At 66.5% G+C, this 18544-nt stretch carries 19 protein-coding genes; 5 read left to right on the top strand and 14 right to left on the bottom strand.

All coding sequences use genetic code 11. The annotated features are described in order from the left end of the window. Positions 1-46: 46 nt before the first annotated feature. The 4 genes from NV401_RS16585 to NV401_RS16600 are packed head-to-tail and all read right to left on the bottom strand — an operon-like array spanning position 47 to position 3259. Positions 47-1297, bottom strand: coding sequence for an adenosylmethionine--8-amino-7-oxononanoate transaminase (locus NV401_RS16585; RefSeq protein WP_261295563.1), 1251 nt, complete (start codon positions 1295-1297; stop codon positions 47-49). After that, on the bottom strand, positions 1294-1920 hold the full coding sequence (gene bioD, locus NV401_RS16590) for a dethiobiotin synthase (protein ID WP_261295564.1): 627 nt from the start codon (positions 1918-1920) through the stop codon (positions 1294-1296). The genes NV401_RS16585 and bioD overlap by 4 nt, the downstream gene beginning before the upstream one ends. Continuing rightward, positions 1917-3038, bottom strand: a complete 1122-nt coding sequence (locus NV401_RS16595) for an 8-amino-7-oxononanoate synthase (RefSeq protein ID WP_261295565.1) — start codon at positions 3036-3038, stop codon at positions 1917-1919. The genes bioD and NV401_RS16595 overlap by 4 nt, the downstream gene beginning before the upstream one ends. A gap of 5 nt (positions 3039-3043) precedes the next feature. Continuing rightward, on the bottom strand, positions 3044-3259 hold the full coding sequence (locus NV401_RS16600) for a hypothetical protein (RefSeq protein ID WP_261295566.1): 216 nt from the start codon (positions 3257-3259) through the stop codon (positions 3044-3046). Positions 3260-3541: 282 nt separating this feature from the next. Between NV401_RS16600 and NV401_RS16605 the strand changes: the two genes are divergently transcribed. Then, positions 3542-4372, top strand: a complete 831-nt coding sequence (locus NV401_RS16605) for an alpha/beta fold hydrolase (protein WP_261295567.1) — start codon at positions 3542-3544, stop codon at positions 4370-4372. 39 nt (positions 4373-4411) lie between these two features. Here the strand turns inward: NV401_RS16605 and NV401_RS16610 are convergent, their stop codons facing one another. From NV401_RS16610 to NV401_RS16620, 3 genes are all read right to left on the bottom strand, one after another. Further along, on the bottom strand, positions 4412-4696 hold the full coding sequence (locus tag NV401_RS16610) for a hypothetical protein (protein ID WP_261295568.1): 285 nt from the start codon (positions 4694-4696) through the stop codon (positions 4412-4414). An 89-nt stretch (positions 4697-4785) separates the two neighbouring features. Beyond that, complete coding sequence (locus tag NV401_RS16615; RefSeq protein ID WP_261295569.1) at positions 4786-6114, bottom strand: sensor histidine kinase; 1329 nt, start codon at positions 6112-6114, stop codon at positions 4786-4788. Next, positions 6104-7495 (bottom strand): sigma-54-dependent transcriptional regulator, encoded by a 1392-nt coding sequence (locus tag NV401_RS16620; RefSeq protein ID WP_261295570.1) that lies wholly within the window; start codon positions 7493-7495, stop codon positions 6104-6106. The genes NV401_RS16615 and NV401_RS16620 overlap by 11 nt, the downstream gene beginning before the upstream one ends. A gap of 303 nt (positions 7496-7798) precedes the next feature. Between NV401_RS16620 and NV401_RS16625 the strand changes: the two genes are divergently transcribed. The 4 genes from NV401_RS16625 (at position 7799) to NV401_RS16640 (ending at position 12627) form a co-directional block, all read left to right on the top strand. Then, complete coding sequence (locus NV401_RS16625) at positions 7799-7972, top strand: hypothetical protein (RefSeq protein ID WP_261295571.1); 174 nt, start codon at positions 7799-7801, stop codon at positions 7970-7972. Positions 7973-8093: 121 nt separating this feature from the next. After that, on the top strand, positions 8094-9407 hold the full coding sequence (locus tag NV401_RS16630; protein WP_261295572.1) for an efflux RND transporter periplasmic adaptor subunit: 1314 nt from the start codon (positions 8094-8096) through the stop codon (positions 9405-9407). Positions 9408-9418: 11 nt separating this feature from the next. Continuing rightward, positions 9419-10111 (top strand): ABC transporter ATP-binding protein, encoded by a 693-nt coding sequence (locus tag NV401_RS16635; RefSeq protein ID WP_315369837.1) that lies wholly within the window; start codon positions 9419-9421, stop codon positions 10109-10111. A 23-nt stretch (positions 10112-10134) separates the two neighbouring features. Continuing rightward, positions 10135-12627 (top strand): ABC transporter permease, encoded by a 2493-nt coding sequence (locus NV401_RS16640; RefSeq protein WP_261295573.1) that lies wholly within the window; start codon positions 10135-10137, stop codon positions 12625-12627. A gap of 59 nt (positions 12628-12686) precedes the next feature. Here the strand turns inward: NV401_RS16640 and NV401_RS16645 are convergent, their stop codons facing one another. From NV401_RS16645 to NV401_RS16675, 7 genes are all read right to left on the bottom strand, one after another. Beyond that, entirely contained in the window at positions 12687-13169 is a 483-nt protein-coding gene (locus NV401_RS16645) for a DUF4142 domain-containing protein (protein ID WP_261295574.1), read from the bottom strand. A gap of 31 nt (positions 13170-13200) precedes the next feature. Beyond that, positions 13201-14286 carry an alpha/beta hydrolase gene (locus NV401_RS16650; protein ID WP_261295575.1) on the bottom strand — a complete coding sequence of 362 codons (1086 nt, stop codon included), beginning with the start codon at positions 14284-14286 and terminating at the stop codon, positions 13201-13203. A 173-nt stretch (positions 14287-14459) separates the two neighbouring features. After that, positions 14460-14969 carry a YciE/YciF ferroxidase family protein gene (locus NV401_RS16655; protein WP_261295576.1) on the bottom strand — a complete coding sequence of 170 codons (510 nt, stop codon included), beginning with the start codon at positions 14967-14969 and terminating at the stop codon, positions 14460-14462. 27 nt (positions 14970-14996) lie between these two features. Then, on the bottom strand, positions 14997-15755 hold the full coding sequence (locus NV401_RS16660) for an SDR family NAD(P)-dependent oxidoreductase (protein ID WP_261295577.1): 759 nt from the start codon (positions 15753-15755) through the stop codon (positions 14997-14999). Between the two features lie 125 nt (positions 15756-15880). After that, positions 15881-17062, bottom strand: coding sequence for a zinc-dependent alcohol dehydrogenase (locus tag NV401_RS16665; protein ID WP_261295578.1), 1182 nt, complete (start codon positions 17060-17062; stop codon positions 15881-15883). Between the two features lie 34 nt (positions 17063-17096). Further along, complete coding sequence (locus NV401_RS16670; protein WP_261295579.1) at positions 17097-17681, bottom strand: SRPBCC family protein; 585 nt, start codon at positions 17679-17681, stop codon at positions 17097-17099. Positions 17682-17946: 265 nt separating this feature from the next. Continuing rightward, entirely contained in the window at positions 17947-18504 is a 558-nt protein-coding gene (locus NV401_RS16675) for a hypothetical protein (RefSeq protein WP_261295580.1), read from the bottom strand. Positions 18505-18544 lie beyond the last annotated feature (40 nt).

Raw genomic sequence — 18544 nt, forward strand, 5'->3', positions numbered from 1 at the left:
ACCAAGCGACAGCGGGATTCCGGACCGATCTCGGGATGACGGCGGGCTAACTCCGCACCATCTCCACCGCCTCGCCGATGCCGGCATAGACCAGCGCCAGATCGTGCTCGTCGATGCAATATGGCGGCATCACGTACACGGTGTTGCCAAGCGGGCGCAGCAGCAGGTCGCGCTCGCGAAAGAAGGCCAGCAATCGCGGCCCCAGCGCCGACAGATAGCCGTGCGCGCCGCCCTCGATCTCCAGCGCCGTGATCGTCCCGATCGCCCGCGCGCCGGCAACGCCCGGTACCGCCGCCAGCGCCGCCAGATGCCGTGCCTGGCGCGCGGCGAGCGTGGCTATCCGCGCGCGTACCGGTTCCTCGCGCCAGATCGCCAGATTGGCATTGGCCGCGGCGCAGGCGATCGGGTTGGCGGTATAGCTCGACGAATGGAAGAACATCCGCGCGCGGTCGGTCGAGCGATGCGCGGCATAGATATCCTCGCGCGCCATCGTCACCGCAAGCGGCACCGCGCCCCCCGTCAGTCCCTTTGACAGGCACAGGATATCCGGCACCACGCCCGCCTGTTCGCAGGCCAGCAGCGTGCCCGTCCGGCCCCAGGCGGTCATCACCTCGTCGGCGATGAACAGCACGTCGTGCCGCGCGCAGATCGCGTGCATCTCGGCCAGCATTTGCGGGCTGTAGAGTAGCATCCCACCCGCGCCGAGAATCAACGGCTCGACGATGAACGCCGCCGGCTGCGCCCGGCACGCCGTCTCCAGCGCGTCGAGCGTGGCCTGTTCGGCGCCCGCCGCAGGAAAGGGGATCGTGCCGACATCGAACAGCAGCGGCGCATAGGCCTGGTTGTACACGCCGCGCGCGCCGACCGACATCGCGCCGATCGTATCGCCGTGATAGCTATGCTCGAGCACCAGGATGCGGTGTCGCGCTTCGCCGCGATTGGCCCAGAAGCCGAGCGCCATCTTCAACGCGACTTCGACGCTGGTCGATCCCGAATCGGAGAAGAACACGCGCGTCAGCGCGTCGGGCATGATGGCCCGCAATCCCTCGGCGAGCGTCTCCGCCGGCTCGTGCGTCCAGCCGGCGAAGATGATCTGATCGAGCCGCTGCGCCTGATCGGCGATCGCCGCCATGATGCGCGGATGGCCATGGCCGTGCGTCGTCACCCACCAGGAGGAAATACCGTCGATGATCCGCCGGCCGTCGCGGGTGAACAGCGCCGCGCCCTCGGCATGCGTGACGAGCGGGATCGGCTCGTCCAGCCCGTGCTGCGTGAAGGGATGCCAGATCGCGCTCATCGGAAATCGTCCAGGTCGAAATTGGCGGCGAATGCTGCGGCCAGCGTCGTGCGATCGAGCGTGTCGAGCCGTGGCAGCCGCCCGAGCCGGCGCACCTGCCCGAGCCGCGCGATCGTCGCCTCGCTATCCTCCACCGCCTCGCCGACAAAGGCGATGCCGGTGATCGGCACGCCGCGCTTGCGCAGCGCCTCGATCGTCAGCAGGCTGTGGTTGATCGTGCCGAGCCCGGTCCGCGCGACCACCACCACCGGCAATTGCCAGCGCGCGAACAGATCGGCGAACAACAGGTCCGGCCTCACCGGCACCAACGCGCCACCCGCACCCTCGATCACCAGCGGGCGCAGGGCAGGGGGCGTCAGCCGCGCCGGATCGATCGTCACCCCGTCCAGCTCGGCCGCGCGGTGCGGGGAGCAAGGCGTATTCAGGCGATACGCCTCGGGCAGCACGCGCGCTGGCGCCAGTCCGCTCAGCGCCGCCACGCGCTCGGCATCGCTATCGCCGTCGAGCCCGGCCTGTACCGGCTTCCAGTAATGGCCGCCCAGCGCCCCCACCAATGCCGCGGCGAACACGGTCTTGCCGATATCCGTATCGGTGCCGGTCACGACATGCGCCAGACTGTTCACAATGCATCTCCCAGCGCCACCGCCAGCGCATCGATCTCCGCGGTACCGACATTCAGCGTCAGCGACAGGCGCAACCGCGATGTGCCCGCCGGCACGGTCGGGGGCCGCACCCCGCGCACGTCGAATCCCGCCGCCTGCAGCGCGCTCGCCACACGCATCGTCCGCGCATCGTCGCCGAGCACCAGCGGCATGATCTGCGATCCTGTCGTCGTCACGCCGTACGGCGCGAAGGTTTTGGCGGCATATTCTGTCAGCGCGTCGAGCGCGCTGCGCCGCGCCGGCTCGTCGGCCAGGATCCGCAGGCTCTCGCGCACGGCGGCTGCGATCAACGGGGAGGGCGCGGTCGAGAAGATGAACGCGCGGCCGCGATTGATCAGCATGTCGCGCATGATCGCCGGGCCGCACAGCAAGGCCCCCTCGCACCCCAATGCCTTGCCGCAGGTCCTGAGCGTGATGACGTTGTCGCGACCCTCCAGCGTATCGGCGAGGCCGCGCCCGTCGCGTCCGAACACGCCCGTGGCATGCGCTTCGTCGATCAGCAGCATCGCGCCCAGCCGATCCGCCAGCGCGCCCAGCTCAGCAAGCGGCGCGCGGTCGCCATCCATGCTGTACAGGCTCTCGACCGCGATCCATGCCTGACCGGTCGCGCCGCCAGCGCGCCACGCGGCGATCGCGTCGGCAATCGCCTGCACGTCGTTATGCTCCGCCGCCACCACGTCGGCCCGGCCTAGCCGCATCCCCTCATGCGCGCTGGCGTGGATCAGCGCATCATACACCACCAGGTCGCCGCGCTGTGGCAGCGTCGACAGCAAGGCGGCATTGGCGGCATAACCGCTCGAGAAGAACAGCGCGCTGTCGCTGCCGAAGAATGCCGCGGCCTCCGCTTCCAGCGCTTCATGCTCGGGATCGTTGCCGCGCAGCAGCCGCGATCCGCCCGATCCCACCGCCACGCCGCGCGCCAGCGCCTCGGCCACGGCGGTGCGCAGGCGCGGGGCATTGGCCAGCCCGAGATAGTCGTTCGACGCGAAATCGATGCCGCCGCGCGGCTGCAGTCGCCGCAATCGCGCGCGCGCGTCGAGCGCGTGCAGGTCCGCTTGTTGTGCCGTCAGAAATGCCATCGCAGCTATGCGGTGCCCGCCAGCGCGGCGATCGCCGTGCGCGGCGGGATCGCGCCGGCATGGCCGATCGTCACCGCCGTCACGCGGTTGGCGAACACCGCCGCCGCGGCCGCGGTGAGATAGGCCGGCGCATGCTCCAGCCGTGCGAGCGCGACGGCGATGTTCAGCGTATCGCCGCCGATCTCGATCATCCCTTCGCCAAAGGCGACTATGCTCGCCATTCTGGTCTGCTCCCGAAACTGACATCGCGCCACATCGCGCGCACCCCTAGCGGGCGCGCCCGATGCTGTCTGCACCGCTCCGGCCACCGCCTGGCGCTTTCCGTATCGGGCGGGTTGCCAATCGCCGCGCGACCGCGGCAGGCTGAGGATCGGGGCAGCAGCAACGCCGAATCACGTCGATCTGCCCACGCGTACCGATATCGCGAGCGACTGTTTCTCGCCCGCCTGCGCCTCCCGCTGATCATCGCGGGCATCCTGCTTCACATTCGAGGAGACCGACGCATGGCTTTCGTCACGACCCAGGACGGCACCGAGATCTATTACAAGGATTGGGGGCCCAAGACCGCGCAGCCGATCGTGTTCCATCACGGCTGGCCGCTCAGCGCCGACGACTGGGATACGCAGATGCTGTATTTCCTCGCCCAGGGGTATCGCGTGGTGGCACATGATCGTCGCGGACACGGGCGGTCGAGCCAATCCGCGGACGGGCACGACATGGATCACTACGCCGCCGATGCCGCGGCAGTGGCCGACGCGCTGGATCTGCAGAATGCGGTGCATATCGGCCATTCGACCGGCGGCGGCGAAGTGGCGCGCTATGTCGCGGATGCCGCGCCGGGGCGCGTCGCCAAGGCCGTGTTGGTCAGCGCCGTACCGCCCTTGATGGTGCAGACGCGGGCGCATCCCAAAGGACTGCCGATCGAAGTGTTCGACGGCATCCGCGCCGGGCTTGCCGCCAATCGCGCGCAGTTCTTCCTCGATTTCGCGAGCGGCCCTTTCTACGGCTTCAACCGGCCGGGCGCGACCGTCCATCAGGGCGTGATCGATAATTGGTGGCGCCAGGGCATGATGGGCAGCGCCTGGGCGCATTACCAGGGCATCAAGGCATTTTCGGAAACCGACTTCACTGCAGACCTGCAGAAGATATCGGTACCGGTGCTGGTGATGCATGGCGAGGACGATCAGGTCGTGCCGATCGCCGAGGCCTCGGAACTGAGCGTCAAGCTGGTCCAGGACGGCACGTTGAAAACCTATCCCGGCTTCCCGCACGGCATGCTGACGACGCATGCCGAGGTGCTGAACGCCGATCTGCTGGCGTTCATCCGCGCCTGAGGGCCGCGGGCCGGATCGCCATGCGGTCCGGCCCGTCGCTCAGCTGTCGATCGTGCGGGGCGGCAGCAATTCGCCCAGCGCCGCAATGCCTTCGCCGAAGAACGAGGCGTGCGACACGCCGTCGATCTGCACCGCGCGTTCGGGCGTCAGCGTCGCGGCGACGCGGTGCTGCGGATCGAGCGCGATCCAGGCGCGCACCGCGCCCTCCAGGCTGGTCACTTCGGCGACATCACCGCCCCCGCGCGGCACGTCTTCCAGCGCGGCGCTCATCCGCCAGTCGATCTCGGGCGTCTTGGCATCGGTGCCCCAGGTGGCTTCGGTCATGTCTCGGTACCTTGTTCGGCGGGCCGCGGCGGCCCCTCGTCAAGGTAAGCGCCTGCCTGGCGCCCATGTTCCGCAAACGTGGGCCGAAACTATAAGAGAATGCGGAACAGCGCGCCGCCGGCAGGGCCCTGACTGACCTCGATATTGCCGCCATGCGCGACGACGATCTGCCGCGCGAGATTGAGCCCCACGCCGGTGCCGCTTGCGCGCGTGGTGAAGAACGGCAGAAACACGTCGCCATAGAGCGCGGGCGGTACGCCGGGGCCATTGTCGGACACCTCGATCGCCAGCTGGCCGGGCGCCCTGCGGTACAATCCCAGCACGATGTCGGCGCGCTCGATCGCTATTGTCGCCTCGCCCGCATTGCGCAGCAGGTTGATCAGCACTTGCGCGAGCAGATCGGGATCGGCGTGGAGTTCCAGGCTGGGGGGATCGATCTGTACGTGCAGGTGTACGCTCGGCCAGTCGGCGGCGAACAGCCGCGCGATCTCGGCGACGAACGGCGCGGCGGCGAACGTCTGGCGCTGCAGTCGCGGCGGGCTGGCGACCGCGCGATAGCTGTCGATGAACCGCGCCAGCCCCTCCGCGCGCCGCGCCAGCGTGGCGACCGCCTGGTGCGCATCGGCGAGACGCGGATCGCCACCGCGATCGATCTCGCCGAGCAGCCCCGCGGCGGTCGCGGCGAGCGAGGTCACCGGAGTCAGCGAATTGAGGATCTCGTGCGTCAGCACGCGCACCAGATCGGTCTGCGCCGCCATCTCGATCTCGTTCAGCGTGTCGTGCACCGGTTGCACAATCGTCGCGCGCGTCGTCCGCCCGAGCCGCGTCAGCGTGGCCGATCGCACCAGCGCGCGCTGGGCATGGCCATCGAGATTGAGGATCAGCATCTCCTCGCGATCCGCCCCGCCGCCCGCCAGCCGCGCGGCAAATGTCGCGCCGTATACCGCATAGTCTTCGGCCCGCGCGCCGCCATGGCGCGCGAACAGCCGGCGCGCGGCCTTGTTGCCGGGATCGATCCGCCCGCTCGCATCGGCGGTGAGCAGCGCCACCGGCATGTCGTCGATCAACGCCTCGAGATAGCGCAGTTCGTCGCCGGAGAGCCGCCGTTCCTCGCGCACCTGCTGGATCGCGGCGTTGAACGCATCGCCCAGCGTGCCGAAGCCGGATCCCTCGCGACCAGAAAAATGCGCGGTCAGATCGCCCAGGCGCAGCGTTTCGATGAACCGCGCGACTTCGACATTGGTGCGCGAGATCAATTGCCACAGGCCGTATACCGTGCCGGCCAGCACCAGTGCGGCGAGCCAGCGTACTGCTACCAGTCCGGGCGTCTGCCACGCCCATACGACGGCAAAGGTTGCGCCCAGCAGCAGCACGAAACGCACGATCAGCGCGCGCGTGAAGCCGCGGTCAAAGCCCATGCTTTTCCATCCGGCGGTACAGTGCGGCGCGCGACAGGCCCAGTTCCTGCGCCGCGAGCGAGATATTGTAGCCGTGGCGGCGCAGTGCTTCCTCGACCAGCCGTCGCTCGACGCGATCGAGATTGAGGTCGTCGGCCGCCGCCGGCGTTACGACCGCGCTTGCGGCGATCCGCGGCGGCGCGCCCAACGAGAAATCCTCCGCGTCCAGCACCGGCCCCGGCGCCAGGATCACCGCGCGCTCCACCGCATGGCGCAGCGCGCGGACATTGCCCGGCCAGTCATGCGCCTCGAGCGCGGCGCGTGCCGCCGGCGATACGCGCGGCGCCGGGCGATCATAGCGTCTGGCGTAGATCTCGACATAATGATCCACCAGCACGGCGATGTCGTCGCGCCGCTCGCGCAACGGGGGCAGGCGGATCTCCACCGTGTTGAGGCGGAACAGCAGATCCTGGCGGAAATGCGCCTCGTCGTGCAGCCGTTCGGGCGACAGGTTGGTCGCGGCGATCACGCGGATGTCGATCGCCACCGGCTTGTTCGCGCCGACCGGCGTCACCTGCCGCTGCTCCAACGCGGTGAGCAATTTGGGCTGCAGCCGAAGCGGCAGATTGCCGATCTCATCGAGAAACAGTGTCCCGCCGTCCGCTGCCTGCAACCGTCCGATGCGATCGCTGCGCGCATCGGTGAACGCGCCCTTCACATGGCCGAACAGTTCTGAATCGATCAGATCCTCCGCCACGGCGCCCAGATCCACCGTCACCATCACCCGCTCGGCGCGGCGCGAGGCGGCGTGCAGCGCGCGCGCGACCAGTTCCTTGCCGGTGCCGTTCTCGCCCAGCACCAGCACGTTGGCGTCGGTCGGCGCGGCGCGCGCGATCAGCGAATGGACGCGCGCCATTGCCGGCGCAGCGCCGAGCAGGGGCGAGGTGCCGCCGCCCGCGGGCGCGGCGATCGTCGCCACCTTGCCGCGCTCGGTCGCCACCGCACGGCGCGAACGGCGCAGTGCGGCGGCGGTGCGCACCGTGGCGAGCAGCCGCTCGTTGCGCCACGGCTTTGAGACGAAGTCGGTCGCGCCATGCTTCATCGCGGTCACTGCGACCTGCACGCCGGCATGCGCGGTGATCATCACCACGACCAGCTCGGGATCCGCGACCAGCAGCCGATCGAGCAGCGCCAGCCCCTCGCCGGCGTCGGTCGCACCGCGCCCGAAATTGGCATCGAGCAGCACCACGTCGGGCGCGCGTCCGGCGATCGCCGCCAGCGCCTCGTCGGGTCCTTGCGCGGTCAGCACCTCGGAGAACAGCGTGCGCAACAGCAGCCGCGCCGCCATGAGGATGTCCTCATCGTCGTCGATCACCACGCAAAGATCGAATTCCGCCCCCATCGCGTTCGCTTCCGTACAGCCTGTGTGCGGAAACGGACAATCAATTAACGTGCCAGACGCTTTCGCCCTCCGTCACGCCACAGCGAGCAGGCTCTTTGCACTATAGGTGCAGCCGCCTCCCCAATCGTCACCCCGGACCTGTTCCGGGGTCCACCGTCCCGCAAGACAAAGACTTGCGAGCCGCGCCGCACAGTGGACCCCGGAACAAGTCCGGGGTGACGAACTGGATTGAGGAGCGACGGCCCGCGTAGGCCGGACGCGCATCTCATTTGGCACATCCCCTGCAATGCGTCTGAGGTCGGCATGCTCGCCGGCAGCGAGGAAACGACCATGCAGCCCGACTGGCCCCCGAAAATTCTCGCCGTGATGCTGGCGCTGATCGCCGTGGCGGCGCTGACGCTGGCATCCACCTATGGCTGGGTTCAGCTCCCGCAGGTCCACGCATCCGCCAGCCTCCAGATGGAGATCGTCCTGTGACCGTCGCGCCGACCGATCTGTCCGCTATCGGACGCGACTGTTCGTTTCCGGACAGTCCGGGCCGCCGCAACCCACGCATTTCCCTCAAAAAATATGGCACGCCGATTGCGTGGGGTGGTGCATGAGCATCGCCCGCATTCGCCCCGAGACCGATCCGGCCGGCGCCGCCGTCAGTGGCAGCGGGATGGACCGCGTCGTCGAATCGCGGAAATGGCCGCTCAAATACAAGATCGGCGCCGGGATCGTCCTGCTGCTGCTCGCGCTCGCCGCCTTCTGGTATGCCGCGCCGCGCAGCGACAGCCAGAACGTCGCCACCGGCCGGCTTACCATTTCCACCGTGTCGCGCGGTACGTTCGACGACTTCATCCCGCTGCGCGCGCGCGTCACGCCGCTGCAGACCGTGTTCCTCGATGCGATCGAGGGGGGGCGGGTGGAGAAAGTGCTGGTCGAGGACGGCGCCAGCCTCGCCGCCGGCCAGCCGATCGCGCTTCTCTCCAATGCCGAACTGCAACTCTCCGTGCTGGCGCGGCAAAGCGAAGTGACCGAGCAGCTCAACAATATGCGCAGCCAGGAACTCGCGCTGGCGCAGACCCAGCTCGCCAACGAACGCGCGATCCTCGAGGCCGATCTCGCGCGCACCAGGGCGGAGCGCCAGTACGCGCGGGAAAAGGCGCTGGCGGCACGGGGCTTCGTCGCCGCGCGGACGTTCAGCGATACCAGCGATTCCTACGCTTATGAGCGCGAACGCGGCACCGTGCTGCGCCGCGGCCAGGCAACCGACCGCAAGCTGATGTCGAGCCAGCTGGCGCAGCTCCGCGCCTCGTCCAACTCGCTGATGTCGAGCCTGGCGCTGGCGCGCGCCAATCTCGATGCGCTCAATCTGCGCGCGCCGGTCGCCGGGCAGCTGTCCGGCTTTTCGATCCAGGTCGGCCAGTCGCTGTCGCGCGGCCAGCGCATCGGCCAGATCGATTCGCCCGGCCGCAACAAGCTGATCGCCGGGGTCGACGAATATTATCTCGGCCGCGTCGTGATCGGGCAGAAAGCGACGATCGACGTCGGCGGCAAGAGCTTCGCCGCGCGCGTCAGCAAGATCTATCCGCAGGTGCAGAACGGCGAGTTCCAGCTCGATCTGCAGTTCATCGGCGCGGAACCCAAGGACATCCAGCGCGGCCAGTCGCTGCAGGCGCGGCTCACGCTCGGCGATCCCGCACCGGCGATCCTGTTGCCCAACGGCGCCTTCTACAACGAAACCGGTGGCGCCTGGGTGTTCGTCGTCGCGCCGGGCGGCGGGCAGGCGATCAAGCGCCAGGTGCGCATGGGCCGCCGCAACACCGAGAGTATCGAAATCCTCGACGGGCTCGATCCCGGCGAGCGCGTGATCACTTCCCCCTATACGGGCTTTGCCGACAAGGCCGAGCTCTCCCTCGCCAAGTGAAGGACCGCCTGATGGACACCGCCCTGCTGACGATGCGCAATCTGTGCCGCGTGTACCGCTCCGACATGATCGAGACGACCGCGATCGATGCGATCGATCTGGATATCCTGCCCGGCGAATTCGTCGCCATCATGGGGCCGTCGGGCTGCGGCAAATCAACCCTGCTCAACCTGATCGGCATGCTCGATAGCCCGTCGAGCGGCTCCTACATGTTTGCCGGCAAGGAGGTTGCGGGGCTGAGCGAGAGCGCGCTGTCCGGGGTGCGAAAGGAAAATATCGGCTTCATCTTCCAGAGCTTCAACCTGGTCGATGAGCTCTCCGTGCGCGAGAATATCGAACTGGCGCTGCTCTATCACGACGTCTCCGCCGCCGACCGCAAGCGCCGCACCGATGCGGTGATGGACAAGGTCGGCATCGCCCATCGCGCCCGGCATCGGCCCAGCCAGCTCTCGGGCGGGCAGCAGCAGCGCGTGGCGGTGGCGCGTGCCTTGGTTGCCGCGCCGAAACTGATCCTGGCCGACGAACCAACCGGCAATCTCGATACGCAGCACGGCGAGGAAGTGATGAAGATGCTGCAGACGCTGAACGCCGAGGGTTCGACGATCGTGATGGTCACGCATTCGCCCGCGCATGCCGATTATGCCGGCCGCGTCGTCAACATGCTCGACGGCCGCATCCTGCAGGAACGCCGCCGCGCCGCCTGATCCCGATTACGGAGACTATCCCCATGTGGCGCAATTATCTCACGGTCGGCATCCGAGCCCTGCTCAAGAACCGCACCTATGCCTTCATCAACATCCTGGGGCTGGCGATCGGCCTGGCCGCCTGCCTGCTGATCTCGCTGTTCGTGCGCGAGCATCTGTCGTTCGATCGCTTCGTGCCGAATGCGGACAATATCTATCAGTTGCAGTCGTTCAACACCGACCCGCAGACCGGCGCGGTCGATTCCATGCAGATGTCGCCTTATGCTGCCGGCGCCGCCCTGAAGAAGGATTTCCCGCAGATTGCCCGGCTGTCCTATGCCACCAACTGGCAGCCGGTGATCATGGACAAGGGCCAGCCGCGGCAGCTGACCATCACGCAGGTCGGCGCCGATTATTTCAAGATCTTCGATCTGCCGTTCGTGCGCGGCACCGCTGCCACCGCGCTCTCCGATACCAACAGCATCGTCGTGTCGCAAAAGACCGCGCTCGCGCTGTTCGGCACCGAGGATGCGATCGGCCGTACGGTCACCACACAGGCACGAGAGGGCAGCCGTGACTTCCGCGTCACCGGCGTGTTCAAGGATCTGCCGCGCAACTCGCACAACCGCATGGGCATGGCCGTGCTGATCGATCCGGCCAAGTTTCAGCCCGGGCAGGAAACGCAATGGGGCTGGTACAGCGGTTACAATTACGTGCAGTTGCAGCCGGGCGCCGATGTCGCCGCGCTTAACGCGCAACTCGATGCCTGGAAGGCGCGCGCTGCGCCCAAGGATATGGTCGGCGGACAACTGGTAAGCCAGGCGGCGGACAATCGCTTCGAGCTCGTCGCCTTGCCCAAGGTCCATCTCGGAATCGCCAAGCACGGCCCGGCCGGTAATGAGGAGGATGCCGGGACGATCGTCACCTTTGCCATCCTCGCCGCGCTGATCCTGGTCATGGCCTGCGTCAACTTCACCAACCTCGCCACCGCCCGCGCTTCGCAGCGCGCCCGCGAAGTGGCGTTGCGCAAGGTGCTGGGCGCCAGCCGCGGGCAGCTGATCGCGCAGTTCCTTGCCGAATCCGTGCTGGTCGCGGGGATCGCGATGCTCGTCGCGCTGGCGATCGTCGAACTGTCGCTGCCATGGCTGCGCACCTATCTCAACATGGAGCTGTCGCTGCGTTATGTCGGCGCTGACGGCGCGCTGCTGCCGGCGCTCGTGCTGGTGCTGCTCGTCGGTCTCGCCGGCGGCCTGTACCCCGCTTTCTATCTCACCCGTTTCCAGCCGGCGCGCGTGCTCAAGGCGAACAAGTCGGCGGCGGAGGCGGAAGGATCGGGCCTGCTGCGCAACGGCCTGGTGGTCGTGCAGTTCGCCATCTCGATCGGGCTGATCATCTGCACCGCGATCGTCTATTCGCAGACCGCCTTCCTGCGCAGCGCCGATCCCGGTTTCAAGCGCGCCGGCCTGGTGCAGATCGAAAATATGAGCCGTACCGCGGTGCGCGCATCGATCGACACGATCGAGCAGCAATTGCTGCGCACCCCCGGCGTGACGCATGTCGCGCGCACCAGCATCGCCGTCGCCACCGACAACCGCATGAACCAGAGCGTGGTGCTGCCCGGCAGGCCTGCCCCGCTGACCATGGGTTCGTACAGCGTCGGGTTCGATTATCCCGAGACGATGGGAATGAAACTGCTCGCTGGCCGCACGCTCACGCGCGATCGCGCCATGGACGATGCCAGCATCGGCGACCAACCTGATATCGCAAAGGAAAAGGTGCTGGTCGCGCGCGGCATCAATGTGATGGTCAACGAAAGCTCGGCGCACCAGATGGGCTTCGCCACCCCACAGGCCGCGATCGGCAAGCAGTTTCGCATCAGCTTCGTCGATCCCAAGAACGGCACCGTCCCCGCGACGATCGTCGGCGTGCTCGCCGACACGCGCTTCCGCAGCGCGCGCGAGCAAGTCGAGGACATGATCCTGTACCACGACGAGTTCAACCTGCCGTGGCTCGTCGCGCGTGTCGAGGATCCCGATCCCGCGGCGGTGATGGATCGGATCGGCGCGGTGTGGAAGCGGATCGTGCCGACCGTGCCGTTCGCCGCCGACTTTTCGGACGACAAGGCGGCCGAACTTTATCGCTCGGATGTCGCCACCGGGCAGGTGTTCGCCGGGTTCGCGATCCTCTCGGTGATCATCGGCTGTCTCGGCCTGTTCGGGCTTGCCGCTTTCACTGCCGAACGCCGCACCAAGGAGATCGGCATCCGCAAGGTGCTCGGGGCGCGCACTCGCGATATCGTGCGGCTGCTGGTCTGGCAGTTTACCCGGCCGGTGGTCGTGGCGAACCTGATTGCCTGGCCGATCGCCTGGTGGGTGATGCGCGGCTGGCTCAACGGCTTCGACGACCGCGTCGCGCTCGGGCCGCTGCCCTTCCTCGCCGCCGGTGGCCTGGCATTGGGCATCGCGGTGGTGACGATCGCCAGCCACGCTTGGCGTGTGGCGCGCGAAAACCCGATCCGTGCGTTGCGCTACGAATAGCGCAAAAAGGGCGCGGGCATTGCTGCCCGCGCCCTTCCGATGCGCTCGGAAGCCGATCGTTACATCGTCTTGAGCATCATGATGTGATGCTGCACCACCGGCACGATCTTCGCCGCGGCGGTCTTCAGCGGCATCGCTTTGCCGTCCATGGCATAGGCCTGCTGCACTGCCAGTGCCTGGCCGTGCGCCGCCTTTTGCTGCGCAACATAGGCCGCATCGCGCGCCGTGCCGGTTTCGGCGCGAAGCTGCGCGATCATCTCGGCCTGGGTCGGCGTCAGCATCGCCGCCGCGGGCCGGACACGGGCTTTGAGGGCCGCCGCCTTGATCATCAGCGTGCTCTTGCCGTGATCGGTGAGCATCATCTGCGCGAAGGAGCGGATTGCCGGATTGGTGGTCGTCTGGAGCACGATCTGCGCCGACTGGCGCTCGTACAGATCGCTCGCGCCCGCGGTTTTGACATAGTCGGCCGCGGGCATGACCTGCGCCATGGCCGGCGCGGCGACGATCAATGCCCAGGGGGCGAGGATGAACAGCTTCTTCATGGTAATCTCCTTGGGTGCCAGGGCGGCGCGATTATTTGGCAAAGGCGGCCTTGAGCCGGGCAATGGCATAGTCGTTCGCGTCATAGGCGCCGCGCACAACCTTCCCCATGCCGAAGAACTCGTGCGTCACGCCCGGGAAGGTGCGCTGCTCGACACGGTCGCCGGCTGATTTCATCGCCTCGGCCAGCGTCTCGCCATCCGAGCGCAACGGATCGATCTGCGCATTGATGATCGTCGTCGGCGGCAGCCCGCGCAGATCGGCACCGACCAGGTTGAGCCGCGGATCCATCATCTCCGCCTTGCTGGTCGCATAATAATAGCCGAACCAGTTGAGCATCGCGGTGTTGAGCGGCTTGGCATTGGCGGAATCGATGCGCGACGGCAGCGTCATGCTGCTGTTGGCGATCGGATAGACCGACAGGATATGCACCGGCATCGCGATCTTGGTGTCGCGCGCATGGATCGCGGTGGCGACGGCGAGATTGCCGCCGGCACTTTCGCCCGCCACCGCCAGCCGGGTCACGTCGCCGCCCCAGGACGCGGCATTCTGCACCGTCCAGTCATAGGCGGCGAAGGCATCGTCATGCTGCGCCGGGAATTTGAATTCCGGGGCGTGGCGATATTCGACCGACACGACGATCGCATTAAGCTGCTTGGCCAGCAGGCGCGGCGCCGCGTCATACGTGTTGACGTCCGCGATCACCCAGCCGCCGCCATGATAATAGACGATCACCGGCAACGCGGCACCGCTGTTGGCAGCGGCAACCGGCTTGTAGATCCGCGCAAACTGCATCGGATCGGCGCCGTACGGCATGTCCATCGTCGTCACCGCAGGATCGGGCGCGGTCGACTGGCCCTGCTTGCGCATCACGGCCTTGGCGGCATCGGCGGCCGATGGCTGCAGGCGCGCCATGACGGGCGTGAGCGTTTCGATCGGCTTGGGCTGCAGCGCCATATGGGCATCGAGCACGGCCTGCATATCGGCGGCTGCGGCCGCTGGCATCGTCGATACGGCGGGCGGCGTCGGCGGGGGGGCGGCATTTGTGGAGGGGGCGGATTGGGCGATTGCCGCACCGGACACGCCCACCATGGCTACGGCGAGAATAACGAGCTTCATAAGGTCTTTCCCTGTTACGCAAACTACTTGCGACAACAAGGAGCAGGGGACGGGGTTCCCCGGCTTTACTAAGAATTACTGAAATGGCCTTCGCGCGGAACGCCACAAAGAATTGCCGCCACCCCGGCATATTTCGGGGTGACGGCAACGGAAGATTGTACAGCCTGGATCGTTTAGGCCGCTGCGGCCTTCGCGTTGGCCTTGCTTTCCGCCATCGCGGTCAGCTTCTCGTCGGTGGCCTTTTCCTCGGCCAGCGTTTCGGCGAACAGGGCAGCAGCCTCGCTATGGCCGAGTTCCTTGGCCCAGGCGATCAGCGTGCCGTAACGCGTGATCTCGTAATGCTCGACCGCCTGTGCCGCCGCGATCAGCGCCGCATCGAGCACCGCCTTGTCGGATACTTCGCCAGCGATCTCATTGGCTTCCTTGATGATCCCGTCGATCGCCGGGCAGGTCACTGCCTTGGCCTTTTCGTCGAGCGAGGCGAACGCGCGCTCGAGCCGTGCGATCTGGCCCTCGGTCTCCTTGAGATGCTTCTCAAAGCCCTTCTTGAGCGCCGGTGCCGTCGCCTTGTCGATCATCTTGGGCAGCGCCTTCATGATCTGATTCTCGGCGTAGTAGATGTCCTGCAGCGTGTGCAGGAACAGATCGTGCAGCGTGGCGATGTCTTTGCTGAACAAGCCCATGGTCGGTCTCCTAAATGTGTGATGCGATCAATTGTCGGCGGTGCCCGGCTCGGCCATCTTGCGATGCTGTTCGGCAAGCACGGCGTTCGGGGTGACGTTCGCCACCGCCGACTGGATCTTGTTCTTCAGCCCCGAGACGACGCTCGCCTTGCCGGACATCAGCGCATCCCAGCCGTTCTTGGCCGTATCCGCCGGATCTTCCTTTTTCGGATCGGTGCCGACCGACGTATCCATCATGTCGCCGCGTTCGAAGAAATCGGTGTCCGTCGGTCCGGGCATCAGGTTGGTCAGCGTGACGCCGTCCGCCTCCTTGATCTCGTTCTGCAGCGCCGCGACGAAGCTGTCGACGAACGCCTTGGTACCGTTATACACCGCCTGGAACGCGCCCGGGATATAGCCCGCGATCGACCCCGTCACGAGCACCTTGCCGTCGTTGCGCGCCACCATGTGCGGCAGCACCTTCTGCAGCAGATAGGCGGTACCGACGATGTTGGTGTCGACGACATGTTTCCATTCCGCCGGATCCTGATCGAGGAACGCGCGGCCCAGGCCATGGCCGGCATTGGCGCAGAGCAGATCGATCTGGCGGCCGCCAGCAGCTTCCAGCAGCCGATCGACGCCCTCGAAGGTGGAGAGATCGACGTCGAGCGTCTGGGCATTGCCGACGCTTTCGGTGAACGGCGTATCGGCGGCGAGCAGCAGGTCATAGCCCTCGGCCGCAGCCAGCTTGGCGAGCTCGGCGCCGATCCCGGCAGAGGCGCCGGTGACGATTGCGAATTTGGCCATAGTCTTACTCCTAAATTTCTTCCCCTCCCTGGAAGGGAGGGGGCAGGGGGTGGGTGGACTGGGGCGGCCGCTACATTTCCTCGCGACCCACCCCCGACCCCTCCCTTTTAGGGAGGGGCGTTAGCTCAGCGGCCCAGACCGGGTTTCAGCACGACCTTGGTCACATTGTTCTGGTCGTTCTTGAACATGTCGTACGCCTTGGGGGCGTCCTCCAGGTCCATGCGGTGCGAGATCAGGAAGGTGGTGTCGATCTTCTCTTCCATGATCGCGTTGAGCAAAGCCGGCATGTAATGCTGCACGTGCGTCTGGCCGGTCTTGAGCGTCAGGCCCTTTTCCATGAACGCGCCCAGCGGGAATTTGTCGACGAACCCGCCATAGACCGCCGGCATCGACACGCGACCGCCCTTGCGGCAGGCGATGATCGCCTGGCGGATCGAATGCGTGCGGTCGGTGCCGAGGAAGGTCGACGCCTTGATCTGATCGACGATATTGTCGACGAACAGGCCGTGCGCTTCCAGGCCGACCGCGTCGATCACCGCATCGGGGCCGATCCCGCCGGTCATCTCCATCAGCGCTTCATAGACCGCGCTTTCCTCGAAATTGATCGTCTCCGCGCCGAATTTGCGCGCCAGTTCGAGCCGCTTGGGGAAGTGATCGATCGCGATGACGCGCTCGGCGCCCATCAGGAACGCCGATTGCACCGCGAACAGGCCGACCGGCCCGCAGCCCCATACTGCCACTGTATCGCCGGGCTCGATCTCGGCATATTCCGCCGCCTGCCAGCCGGTCGGCAGGATGTCGGACAGGAACAGCACCTTGTCGTCGTCCACGCCGTCTGGAATGACGATCGGGCCGACATCGCTGAACGGTACGCGGACATATTCCGCCTGGCCGCCCGCATAGCCGCCGGTCATGTGGCTATAGCCGAACAGGCCGGACATCGGCTGACCGTAGATCGTCTGCGCGATATCCTGATTGTCGGCGGGCAGGCCGTTGTCGCAGGCCGAATATTGATGCTTGCCGCAATGATAGCAGCTGCCGCACGCGATCGTGAACGGCACGACGACGCGCTGGCCCTTCTTGAGCGTCGATTTGGGGCCCGTCTCGACCACTTCGCCCATGAATTCATGGCCGAGAATGTCGCCTGCCTGCATCGTCGGGATGTAATTGTCGTACAGGTGCAGGTCCGATCCACAGATCGCGGTCGAGGTGATCTTGATGATCGCATCGCGCGGGTTGAGGATCTCGGGATCGGGCACCGTATCCATGCGGACGTCGTGCTTGCCGTGCCATGCCAGTGCGCGCATCAGCGTCGCTCCTCTTTACAAAAACGTGCGCGCATCAGTTACGCTCCTCGTCGAGTTGTTCTTGGGTGAAGGCCGCGGTGGCGATCTCGCCCGTTTCCATCAGCTGCTTGAAGCGGCGCAGATCGCGCCGCGCCTGGATCGCCGGTTCGCGCTGGAACAGTTTGGCGATCACCTTGCCGACCACGCCCATCGGCGGATCATAGTTGATCGTCGCGGTGACGACGGTGCCGCGCGCGCCCGCTTCGCGGAAATCGATCCGTCCGCTGTTCGGCACGTCGGCACCTTCTTCGGATGCCCAAGCGATGAAGCTGTTCTCGGCTTCGTCGGTAACCACCGCGTTCCATTCGACGGTCTTGCCCGCGGGCGCTTTGACGACCCAGTGCGAGCGCTTGGCGTCCAGCGTGTCGATCGACACGACGTTTTCCATGAACGACGCGAGATTCGAAAAATCGCGCCAATAGGCGAACAGTTCGGCGGCGGGACGGTTGATCGTGACGGCGCGGCCGACAAGACTGTCGCCCTTGGGTTCGATCAGCGTCTGGCCGGCCTGCTCGGCGGCGTGCTTGTCCTTCGATGCGGTAAGTGGCGCATCGTCCGTGGTAGCAAATTCGTTGGCCATGAAGTTCCTCCGGTCTTGCTGGTCGGCGGCTCAAGCAAACGAAACGGCGGTAAGTTCCGGGTTGTTTCACCGGCGAAATCAAACGATGTGAGCGGGTTAATCTGGATCAGTGATTTTCTTGAATGGTTGCTTTTGATGCCGCCTTCGTCACCCCGCACTTGGTCCGGGGACACCAGGCGACCCCCGAAACGACTTTTATGATTGCCGATCAGCGGCCTGGCAGACGTCCGACCAGTCCGCGGTCTGCCATGTCGGTTTGCCGCCCTCAGCCGCGCCACGCCCGCATCGCGGCATCGTAATGCTCAGCCAGCCGATCCCGCGCCTCTTCCAAGGCACGCGTCTCCTCGCGCTGTTCGCGCACCAGCGCGTCGCGGTCCGCCTGCAGCGCGGCGATCCGCGCCTCGATCGCCTGGCGTGCCTTGTCGTGCTGCTTCCCGGCACGATCGATCGCCGCATCGGCATCGTCCAGCGCCGTGCGATCCGGCCGCGGTTTCGGCGGTTTGGGCTTGGCAACGGGTTTCGCCGCGGTCTTCTTCGCCCTGGGCGGTGCTTGCTCGGCATCGGCTGGCTTGGGTTTGCGCGGCTTGTCCGGCGGCAGCGCGGCGATCTGCTCCGCCGCGGTGCCGCGCGAGCGCTTGATCACCACGCCGGGTTCGGCGAGCGGCGCCTTGCTCAATTCGGCATCGGTGACGAGTTCGGCCGATCCGCGCGCGAACAGGTCCTTGGCGCTGCCCCAGGCGCGCAGCGCCGCCTTCTTGCTCGGCGCGGCGACATAGGCGTCGTGAAAGCCGATCGGCGTGCGATAGACTTTGAGCGTCGCCATGGCGCTACAATCCCCGGTCGCGCCGCGTTGTTCCGGTGCG

It is taken from the genome of Sphingomonas hylomeconis, assembly GCF_025370105.1.
Lineage (GTDB): Bacteria > Pseudomonadota > Alphaproteobacteria > Sphingomonadales > Sphingomonadaceae > Sphingomonas > Sphingomonas hylomeconis.

Bases quoted from the DNA above. Each gene is read 5' to 3' on its own strand.
- NV401_RS16585 (WP_261295563.1), bottom strand. From the start codon at position 1,297: ATGAGCGCGATCTGGCATCCCTTCACGCAGCACGGGCTGGACGAGCCG.
- NV401_RS16595 (WP_261295565.1), bottom strand. From the start codon at position 3,038: ATGGCATTTCTGACGGCACAACAAGCGGACCTGCACGCGCTCGACGCG.
- NV401_RS16600 (WP_261295566.1), bottom strand. From the start codon at position 3,259: ATGGCGAGCATAGTCGCCTTTGGCGAAGGGATGATCGAGATCGGCGGC.
- NV401_RS16605 (WP_261295567.1), top strand. From the start codon at position 3,542: ATGGCTTTCGTCACGACCCAGGACGGCACCGAGATCTATTACAAGGAT.
- NV401_RS16610 (WP_261295568.1), bottom strand. From the start codon at position 4,696: ATGACCGAAGCCACCTGGGGCACCGATGCCAAGACGCCCGAGATCGAC.
- NV401_RS16615 (WP_261295569.1), bottom strand. From the start codon at position 6,114: ATGGGCTTTGACCGCGGCTTCACGCGCGCGCTGATCGTGCGTTTCGTG.
- NV401_RS16620 (WP_261295570.1), bottom strand. From the start codon at position 7,495: ATGGGGGCGGAATTCGATCTTTGCGTGGTGATCGACGACGATGAGGAC.
- NV401_RS16625 (WP_261295571.1), top strand. From the start codon at position 7,799: ATGCTCGCCGGCAGCGAGGAAACGACCATGCAGCCCGACTGGCCCCCG.
- NV401_RS16630 (WP_261295572.1), top strand. From the start codon at position 8,094: ATGAGCATCGCCCGCATTCGCCCCGAGACCGATCCGGCCGGCGCCGCC.
- NV401_RS16635 (WP_315369837.1), top strand. From the start codon at position 9,419: ATGGACACCGCCCTGCTGACGATGCGCAATCTGTGCCGCGTGTACCGC.
- NV401_RS16640 (WP_261295573.1), top strand. From the start codon at position 10,135: ATGTGGCGCAATTATCTCACGGTCGGCATCCGAGCCCTGCTCAAGAAC.
- NV401_RS16645 (WP_261295574.1), bottom strand. From the start codon at position 13,169: ATGAAGAAGCTGTTCATCCTCGCCCCCTGGGCATTGATCGTCGCCGCG.
- NV401_RS16650 (WP_261295575.1), bottom strand. From the start codon at position 14,286: ATGAAGCTCGTTATTCTCGCCGTAGCCATGGTGGGCGTGTCCGGTGCG.
- NV401_RS16655 (WP_261295576.1), bottom strand. From the start codon at position 14,969: ATGGGCTTGTTCAGCAAAGACATCGCCACGCTGCACGATCTGTTCCTG.
- NV401_RS16660 (WP_261295577.1), bottom strand. From the start codon at position 15,755: ATGGCCAAATTCGCAATCGTCACCGGCGCCTCTGCCGGGATCGGCGCC.
- NV401_RS16665 (WP_261295578.1), bottom strand. From the start codon at position 17,062: ATGCGCGCACTGGCATGGCACGGCAAGCACGACGTCCGCATGGATACG.
- NV401_RS16670 (WP_261295579.1), bottom strand. From the start codon at position 17,681: ATGGCCAACGAATTTGCTACCACGGACGATGCGCCACTTACCGCATCG.
- NV401_RS16675 (WP_261295580.1), bottom strand. From the start codon at position 18,504: ATGGCGACGCTCAAAGTCTATCGCACGCCGATCGGCTTTCACGACGCC.